At 70.8% G+C, this 8,567-nt stretch carries 9 protein-coding genes and 1 riboswitch; of the genes, 6 read left to right on the top strand and 3 right to left on the bottom strand.

Annotated elements, in window-relative coordinates; genetic code table 11:
• Window positions 1-253 precede the first annotated feature (253 nt).
• Window positions 254-613: a hypothetical protein gene (locus G3I40_RS00675; RefSeq protein WP_164300181.1), complete on the top strand. Its 360-nt coding sequence runs from the start codon at window positions 254-256 to the stop codon at window positions 611-613.
• A gap of 22 nt (window positions 614-635) precedes the next feature.
• Here G3I40_RS00675 and G3I40_RS00670 read toward each other — a convergent pair whose 3' ends face one another.
• Window positions 636-1,802 (bottom strand): MalY/PatB family protein, encoded by a 1,167-nt coding sequence (locus G3I40_RS00670; RefSeq protein ID WP_164300180.1) that lies wholly within the window; start codon window positions 1,800-1,802, stop codon window positions 636-638.
• A gap of 3 nt (window positions 1,803-1,805) precedes the next feature.
• The gene (gene malX / locus G3I40_RS00665; protein ID WP_164300179.1) at window positions 1,806-3,404 is read right to left on the bottom strand and encodes a maltose/glucose-specific PTS transporter subunit IIBC; all 1,599 of its coding nucleotides are present in this window, start codon (window positions 3,402-3,404) and stop codon (window positions 1,806-1,808) included.
• A 261-nt stretch (window positions 3,405-3,665) separates the two neighbouring features.
• On the opposite strand from malX, the gene G3I40_RS00660 reads away from it, so the two are divergent.
• The 5 genes from G3I40_RS00660 to G3I40_RS00640 all read left to right on the top strand — a co-directional run bounded on the left by G3I40_RS00660 (window position 3,666) and on the right by G3I40_RS00640 (window position 7,336).
• Window positions 3,666-4,076, top strand: a complete 411-nt coding sequence (locus tag G3I40_RS00660) for a hypothetical protein (RefSeq protein ID WP_164300178.1) — start codon at window positions 3,666-3,668, stop codon at window positions 4,074-4,076.
• A 395-nt stretch (window positions 4,077-4,471) separates the two neighbouring features.
• On the top strand, window positions 4,472-4,990 hold the full coding sequence (locus G3I40_RS00655; protein ID WP_164300177.1) for a lytic polysaccharide monooxygenase auxiliary activity family 9 protein: 519 nt from the start codon (window positions 4,472-4,474) through the stop codon (window positions 4,988-4,990).
• A gap of 122 nt (window positions 4,991-5,112) precedes the next feature.
• Entirely contained in the window at window positions 5,113-5,838 is a 726-nt protein-coding gene (locus G3I40_RS00650) for a chitinase (protein WP_164300176.1), read from the top strand.
• 219 nt (window positions 5,839-6,057) lie between these two features.
• Window positions 6,058-6,181, top strand: a riboswitch (cobalamin riboswitch).
• A 61-nt stretch (window positions 6,182-6,242) separates the two neighbouring features.
• A complete protein-coding gene (locus G3I40_RS00645; protein ID WP_164300175.1) occupies window positions 6,243-6,638 on the top strand; it encodes a (2Fe-2S) ferredoxin domain-containing protein in 396 nt (131 codons plus the stop codon).
• Window positions 6,635-7,336: a (2Fe-2S)-binding protein gene (locus G3I40_RS00640; protein ID WP_164300174.1), complete on the top strand. Its 702-nt coding sequence runs from the start codon at window positions 6,635-6,637 to the stop codon at window positions 7,334-7,336. The genes G3I40_RS00645 and G3I40_RS00640 overlap by 4 nt, the downstream gene beginning before the upstream one ends.
• Before the next feature lie 159 nt (window positions 7,337-7,495).
• Here G3I40_RS00640 and metE read toward each other — a convergent pair.
• Window positions 7,496-8,567, bottom strand: a 1,072-nt coding sequence (gene metE, locus G3I40_RS00635; RefSeq protein ID WP_164300173.1) for a 5-methyltetrahydropteroyltriglutamate--homocysteine S-methyltransferase, incomplete at its 5' end; no start/stop codon positions are given.

The following is an 8,567-nucleotide window of genomic DNA, read 5'->3' as shown; positions in this document are numbered from 1 at the left end:
CGGCGCCGAACCCGCCGACCACGCTGCCCGCCGCCGCGACCGCGGCACCCTGCAAGACCCTGCGTCGCGTGTGACCGCTCATGTCCCGTCTCCCTGTCCGTCGTCGGCTTCGCTACGAAATACTGCTCCGGCGAGGGGAGTTGGTCAGGAGGCCTGGGGCCCGGACCAAGGGTGTCGCCAGCACCACCCCGGGCGCCGGGCAGGCCGTGTCCGTGTGGCAGAGTTCGCCGCAGGAACGACGTACGGGGGAGCGGTGACGGACGATACGGCCCGGGGTACCTGGGGCCTGATGCTGTCGTGCCTGGGCGGCGGGGTCGGCGGGGTGCGGATGACGACCCGGCCGGTCGGGCATGTGACCGGCACGCGGCGCGAGGCCGGCGACGCCCTGTTGCGCCACGTGAGCTCCTTCGAGCCGCGGCACCCGCTCAACCTGGTCCGGCGCACCGTCTACGAGCAGGGCGACGGCTACCTGGTGATCGCCGAAGGCATGACCCAGACCTTCGAGTACGCATTCCGGCTCGCCCGGGTCGTCCACGACACCCGGCCCGACCTGCCGATGGCGCCGCCGCAACCGGCCGCGCCACCGCCTCCCGTCGCGCCGCCCTCCTACTGACTGACGCGACGGGAGAGGCCGCTCAGCCGAGCGCGCGCAGCGCAGCGATGACGGCGTCGACGCCCCGCTCCGCCTTGGCGCGGGGACAGCCCACGTTCAGGCGCAGGAAGCCGGGCGCTCCGTAGGCCGCGCCCGGCATCACGGCCACCTTCTGCCGGTCGATGAGCTCGCGCTGCAGCGCCTCGTCGTCGACTCCCAGTGGCCGCACGTCGATCCACGCCAGATAGCCCGCCTCGGGCGGTACCCAGCCGAGCTCCGGGAACGCCGCGTCGAGGCGCCGCGCCACGAGCCCGAGATTGCCGCGCAGGTACGTGCCGAGCGCGTCCAGCCAGGGGCCGCCCTGCCGGTACGCCGCGATGTGGCCGACGAGGGAGAGCACGGCCGGTGACGACAGGCCGTCGGCCTCCTTGAGGTGACGCAGATAGGCGTCGCGCGTCGCGGGGTCGCCGATGATGCCGTAACTCCCGGTCAGGGCGGGGATGTTGAACGACTTCGACGCGGAGGTGACGACGGCCCAGCGCCCGTCGGTGTCGCCGTGCAGCGCCCACGGGCGGTGCGCGTGCGGCGGGTGCGCGAGATCGGAGTGGATCTCGTCGCTGATCACCGCCACGCCGTGGCGGGCGCACAGCTCGGCCGTCCGCCGCAGTTCGTCGCGGGTCCAGACGTGGCCGGTCGGGTTGTGCGGCGAGCAGAGCAGGAGGACCGCCGTGTCGGGGCGGGCGAGCAGCCGCTCCAGTTCCTCCCAGTCGCCCAACGGGCAGGCCAGCAACCGCCGTTCGTGCGCGGCGACCGTCTTGGGGAACGCGTCGTACATCGGCGTGTGGGCCACGACCGCGTCACCGGGACGCGACCACAGCCGCAGCAGCAGGCCCACCTGATAGATCACGGACGGGCCGTAGACGAGCGACTCGGGGTCGACCGCGGTGCGGTGCCGGTCCCCGTACCAGTCGACGATCGCCGACAGGAAGTCGCCCTGCCGCCAGCGCGAGTAGCCGAGCACTCCGTGGTCGAGACGGCCGCGCAGCGCCGACAGGACCTCCGGCGCCGTCTCGAAGTCCATGTCCGAGATGGTGAACGGCAGCAGGTCCGCCGTCCCGAAGCGGTCCTCGACGTAGTCCCACTGGGTGCACCAGGTGCCGTGCCGGTCGACCGGAGCGTCGAAGTCGTAGGCGGGGGAGGCAAGGTGCACGGATCAGCCCACCGGGACCATCGTGGCGAGGGCGTCCTTCACGGACTGCACCTGCGGGCCGATGATGACCTGCACGTTGTGGCCGTCGAGCTTGACGACGCCGACCGCGCCCAACTTCTTCAGGCGCTGCTCGTCGACGCGTTCGGCGTCCTCGACGGTCATGCGCAGGCGGGTGATGCAGTTGTCCAGGGACCGGATGTTGTCGGCGCCGCCGATCGCGGCGAGGATCGCGACCGCGTCGTACTTGCCGGCGATCAGTTCCCGCGGTGCGCCGTCGGCCGCGGCCTCGGCCTCCCGCGCGTCGTCCTCCTCGGCCGGCGTCTCCCGGCCGGGCGTCTTGAGGTCGAAGCGGACGATTGCCCAGCGGAACAGGAAGTAGTACACGGCGAACCACACCGCCGCGATCACCGGGATCAAGTACCACTTCGTGGACGTCCCTTGGAGCACGCCGAAGACGAGCCAGTCGATGACGTTGCCGTCCGTGTTGCCGATGAACACCCCGAGGACGGCGGCCGTCAGGAAGCCCAGGCCGACCAGGACCGCGTGCAGGAGGTACAGCCACGGCGCGATGAACAGGAAGAGGAATTCCAGGGGTTCGGTGATGCCGCCGACGACGCAGGCCACGACCCCGGACACGAGCAGCGCCTTGATCTCGGGGCGCATGTTCTTGTTGGCGCAGTGGTACATCGCGAGCGCGGCGCCCGGCAGACCGCCGAGATACGCCGCCATCTTGCCCTGGGACAGGAAGTGCGTGGCGTCGGTGACCGCGCCGGTCGGCGGCTTCGAGCAGTTGAGCTGCGCGTAGAAGAGGTTGAGCGCGCCGGAGACGTGGTCGCCGCAGACCGTGCCCGCGCCGCCCACGTCGGTGAAGCGGAACATGGCGACGAGGATGTGGTGCAGGCCCACCGGGCGCAGCAGCACTTCACCCATGCCGAAGAAGAACGGGCCGAAGACGCCCGTGTGACCTATCGCCCGGCCCAGGTCGGTGATCCAGCCGTTGAACGTCGGCCACACGAGCGGGATCAGCAGGCCCAGCACGCTGAGGGCGAGCGCCGAGACGATCGGCACGAACCGCAGACCGCCGAAGAAGGCCAGCGCGTCGGGCATGCGCTGACTACGGAACCGCTGGTGGAGGACGCTGACAACGATGCCAACGGCGACCGCGCCGAGCAGTCCCGTATCGATGGACTGGATGCCGAGCACATCGGCGATGCCGTAGTGCGAGATCGTCTTGGCGTCGTCGAAGTCGACGCCCTTGGCCGTGAGGTAGAAGTTCACGGCCAGGTTCATCGCGGCGAACCCGACGAAACCGGAGAACGCGGCGACGCCCTTGTCCTCGCGGGCCAGGCCCAGCGGGATGGCTATCGCGAACAGGACGGGCAGGAACTGGAAGGCGACGAGCCCGGTGTTCGCCATCCACGTGAAGACGAGATGGAATCCCTCGCCCCGCAGGAAGGTCAGGTTGCCGGTGACGGCATCGCTGGAGAGGGAGGAGCCGATGCCCAGCATGATGCCGCAGAACGCGAGCAGGGCCACCGGGAGCATGAACGTCTTACCGAGGCCCTGGAGGAATTCCCAGAGCGCGGCCTTGGTCTTCTGCATGTGGGGGGTCTTTCGTGCCTGAGCGGAAGGCGTGCGGGACGGATGAGATCACAGCAGGTCGGGGGCTGTCCATGGCTGTCCACGGGCTGTACGGGGCCGGAGCGTGCCCGGCGTTTCGGGACGGCGAGCGCGGGCCTTGCGCCGGGGGGTCCTCTCTCTGCGCGTGCTGTGCGCCCCCGCACAGAGGTTCGCCCCGGGGTGACCCTGGTGATAACGGTTGAGACACGGGCCCAGCGGGCGGGGTGACGAAAGGAATTCGGCATGGCACCTCAGGCAGTTCTGGAAGCGGGGCGGCTGTCCGCCATAGCGAAGATCCTCGACCGGGCGGGCGGTCATCTCAGCGCCGCGGTCGTGGACGACGTGGAGACGTCCGGGATCCGCTCGCTGCTCGACCTCTCGCGCAGCGCCTCGTACGACGTGGCGTGCGCCGTGCGGCACGCCGGCACCGGCGATCTGCACCTGGCCCAGGTCCATCTGGAGGCCGCCCGCACCGCCCCGGACGCGCATGCCGTGGCGACGGCGGGCATGCCCCGCCCGCTGCCCGCGGGCGTGCGCACCGCGCTCCAACTCCTGCGCGGGATCTCCGGGTTCTTCAGCGCGGAGACGGAGGACGCGTTCGTGCGGGCGCTGAGCATCGACGCGCGCCCGGCGACGAGCGGCGCGATCGGCTGATCGGTATCCAGGGAAGTCCGGGGGCGGCCGCGGCGTCATCATGACACCGCGGCCGCCCCCTTTCTGCTGCCCCTACCCGCTGATCCAGGCCGCTGAGCTGCGCGGGAGCGGGTCGTGCGGGCATCGCTCGGGCCGCCTGCCGCGAACTCGCGCTGCCCGCACGGCAGTTCCTTCCTTCGGGGTTTGCCCACGGCCTCCTTGACAGGGTCACGCCCGCTTGTATGGTCTAGGCCAAGCAGCAACGGCCGTTCCGCTTACGGGAGTTCACCCTGCGTTCCGGGGTGTTCCTCCCTTGTCCCTTCGCGCCTCTTGGCCCCACCCACGAGAGGCCGGCCCTGGCGTGCGCCCCCCCCACGTTCCGCGCGCTCGGGAAGACCTGAAGTGAAGGAGTACGCATGAACGCCAGAAGGAAGACGGCTGCGCTCATCGGTGCCGCCCTGGCCCCGGTCATCGCCGTCAGCCTCCCCGCCGGATCGGCAAGTGCCCACGGCTACATCTCCACCCCGCCCAGCCGACAGGCGCAGTGCGCGGCGGGCACCGTGTCCTGTGGCGACATCACCTACGAGCCCCAGAGCGTCGAGGGCCCGAAGGGCCTGACCAGCTGTAGCGGCGGCAACAGCCGCTTCGCGGAGCTCGACGACGACTCCAAGGGCTGGATCGCCACCTCCGTCCCGAAGAACACCACCTTCGAATGGAAGCTGACCGCCCAGCACGCCACCAGCACGTGGCAGTACTTCGTGGGCGGCCAGAAGATCGCGGAATTCAACGACAACGGTGCGACGCCCGGTGCCACGGTCAGTCACCAGGTCGACTTCGGTTCACTGACAGGACGTCAGAAGGTGTTGGCCGTCTGGAACGTCGCCAACACGGCGAACGCCTTCTACGCCTGCATCGACGTGAACGTCGGCGGCTGACCCGCGCCCGCACGAACGGCGGCGCCGCGCGCCTTCCCCCACGGTGCGCAGGCACACCTGCCTGCGCACCCGGCCCGCGGCGCCGCACCCACCCCCCACCGCCGTACCGATAGGAGCGCCCCATGCGCCGTCGCTTCCTCGTACTGCTGACCGCCACCGCGTCAGCCACCACTCTCGGCCTGCTGACCCTGGCCGCACCCGCTTCCGCCGAAAAGGTGGACGCCCAGGCGGACTTCGTCGTGAGCCAGGCGCAGTTCGACCAGATGTTCCCGAGCCGCAACTCCTTCTACACGTACGACGGACTGACCGCCGCGCTCAGCGCCTACCCGGAGTTCAGCGGGACGGGCAGCGACACGGTGCGCAAGCAGGAAGCCGCGGCCTTCCTCGCCAATGTGGGCCACGAGACCGGCGGACTCGTCTACGTCGTCGAGCAGAACACCGCCAACTACCCGCACTACTGCGACAGTTCACAGCCCTACGGCTGCCCGGCCGGCACCGACAAGTACTACGGACGCGGCCCGATCCAGCTCAGCTGGAACTTCAACTACAAAGCCGCGGGCGACGCGCTCGGCATCGATCTGCTGAACAACCCCGACCTCGTGCAGAACGACTCGGCCGTCTCCTGGAAGACGGGCCTGTGGTACTGGAACACCCAGACCGGCCCCGGCACCATGACGCCGCACAACGCGATGGTCAACAGCGCCGGTTTCGGCGAGACGATACGCAGCATCAACGGCAGCCTGGAGTGCAACGGCGGCAACCCGTCGCAGGTCCAGAGCCGCGTGGACAACTACAAGAAGTTCACGCAGATCCTCGGCGTCGACCCGGGCGCCAACCTGACCTGCTGAACCTGCTGACGGGGCACACCGCCCCTGCAGTGTGCCGACTCTCCTTCGACACCGGCAGGCCAAGGGACACCCCCTTGGCCTGCCGGTGTCGCATTGTCTCGTGGCGCCGTTCTCCGGCCCTGCGGGCGCTGCACCGCACGCGCCGTCGTCCCCGGACCCGGCGGTGACACGGCGGCCGCCCGGATGTGATGATGGCCGTCAACAGGGCGACAGCGGTCCGAGGAAGCCGGTGCGAATCCGGCGCGGTCCCGCCACTGTGATCGGCGAGCGAACCCCGACGAGCCACCGCCCGGACCCGGGTGGGAAGGCCGGGCGGAGCATCGACCCGAGAGCCAGGAGACTCACGCTGTCGCCACCTCGACACGACCCGGGGCGGATCTCCCCGATGAGAGGAAGAGTGCGGCATGCCCAAGAGGTCGGCCGGCGCAGCGCGTCACGAGGGGTCGGGGGACCCGGTACCGTGCCGGGTCGTCGTGTGCCGGGACTGCTGCTGCGGCAGCGTCAAGGTGGCGGGCGACCATCGCGCCCAGGTCGCACGGCTGCGCGCCGCGGCACCCGTGCGCATCTCCGAGTGCCTGGACGTGTGCGACCAGGCCAACGTCGTCGTCGTGCAGCCGTCCGCCGCCGGCCGGGCCGCCGGTGCGCGGCCCGTGTGGCTGGGCCTGGTCAACGACCACGACGCGACGGAGGACATCGCCGCCTGGGTGAGCGCGGGCGGCCCGGGTGTGGCGCCCTGCCCGGACATCCTTGAGCTGTACGTCTTCACACCGCCCCGCCGGGTCCGGGTCACCCAGGCATGACGGCCGGACGGGACGCACGTGCGTCCGCCGGCGAGGTGGCCGAGGCCCTCGGCGACGTGGCCGCCCTGGACGGATTCTTCGTGCTGCGCACGGGAGTTGCCGAGGACGGACCGACTGCCCCGGGCCGCGGCGGCCGGCTCACCGCGGAGTGCTTCACCGGGCTCGCACGTCAGGTCACCGACCGGTACGCGACCGACGAGGCGCGCATCGGTGTCTCGATCGCTCACCTGGGACTCGCCGCACGGCTGTGGTCGCCCGTCCTGGCATGCACGCTGATACACGGGATCGTGCCCGATCTGAGCACGCTGGAGTGGATCGACGGCGGACCGGCGGTACGTCTCGCACACCCCGCAGGCCGACGCGTCGCGCAGGTACCGCGCCTCGCCGACGCCGTGTACGAGGAGGTCATCGCCGCACTGGCGGCGGTGGAGAGCGACCTGGGCGTCAAGGTCGCCCCGCGCCTCCTCGACGGCAACATCGCGTCCGCGCTCGTCGGATCGGCCGCCGTGCTGCTCCGGGCCCGCCCGGACCTGCGTACCGCGCTGACCGCCCTCACCACGGAACTGCTCGGCAGGGGACGGCTCGTCGGAACCGGCAGGATCACCGGCCCCGCCCTGACGTTCCGCCGCCGCAGCTGCTGCCTCTACTACCGCACTCCGGGCGGCGGGAAGTGCGGGGACTGCTGCCTGAACGACTGAACGGTCAGCCGTTGCGGAAGGCGGTGAGGATCCGATCGGCGGCGAGGTCGGGGTGCCGTCTTCGACGTGATGTTCGACGGGGCCTCGTTCTCCGTGCGCAGGGCGCGCCGACCGCTCCCACCCGGGAAGCAGGGCGGTCGACGCGTCATACGGGTCGGGTCAGGAGGCGCCGAGTTCCTCGCGGACGGTGCGCGCCGCCGTCACGAGGTTCTCCAATGAGGTACGGGTCTCGGGCCAGCCCCGGGTCTTGAGGCCGCAGTCCGGATTGACCCAGAGCCGCTCGGCGGGGATCGCCTCAAGTCCCTTACGGAGCAAGGTGGTTGCCTCCTGTGCGGACGGGACGCGAGGGGAGTGGATGTCGTACACGCCGGGGCCCGCCTCGCGCGGGTAGCCGTGCGCGGCCAGCTCACGGGCGACCTGCATGTGCGACCGGGCCGCTTCCAGGCTGATCACGTCAGCGTCGAGATCGTCGATGGCCTGGACGATGTCGCCGAACTCCGCGTAGCACATGTGCGTGTGGATCTGCGTGTCCGGGCGCACGCCGCCGGTGGTGAGCCGGAACGCCTCGGTGGCCCAGTCCAGGTAGGCGGCGCGGTCACGGGCGCGCAGCGGCAGCGTCTCGCGCAGCGCGGGCTCGTCGACCTGGATGACCGAAGTGCCGTGCGCCTCCAGGTCGTCGACCTCGTCACGCAGGGCGAGGGCGACCTGGCGGGCGGTGTCGCCGAGCGGCTGGTCGTCGCGGACGAAGGACCAGGCGAGCATGGTGACCGGCCCCGTGAGCATGCCCTTGACCGGTCGGGCGGTGAGGGACTGGGCGTACGTCGTCCAGCGCACCGTCATCGGTTCGGGCCGGGAGATGTCGCCGGCCAGGATCGGCGGGCGGACGTAGCGGGTGCCGTACGACTGGACCCAGCCGTGTTGCGTGGCCAGGTATCCGGTGAGCTGTTCCGCGAAGTACTGGACCATGTCGGCCCGTTCGGGCTCGCCGTGGACGAGGACGTCGAGACCAACCTTCTCCTGGAAGGAGATCACGTCCTGGATCTCGGCGCGGATGCGGTCCTCGTAACCGGCCCCGTCGAGGCGTCCGGCCCGCAAGTCGGCGCGGGCGGCGCGCAGTTCACCGGTCTGCGGGAACGAGCCGATCGTGGTGGTCGGCAGCAGCGGCAGCCGGAGGTGGGCGCGCTGGGCGGCGGCCCGCTCGGCGTACGGCTGTGAACGGCGGGCGTCGGAC

It is taken from the genome of Streptomyces sp. SID14478 (assembly GCF_010548525.1).
Classification (GTDB): domain Bacteria; phylum Actinomycetota; class Actinomycetes; order Streptomycetales; family Streptomycetaceae; genus Streptomyces.
Note: the sequence above shows the minus strand (reverse complement) of the source record. Positions and strands in the feature narration are given on the sequence as shown.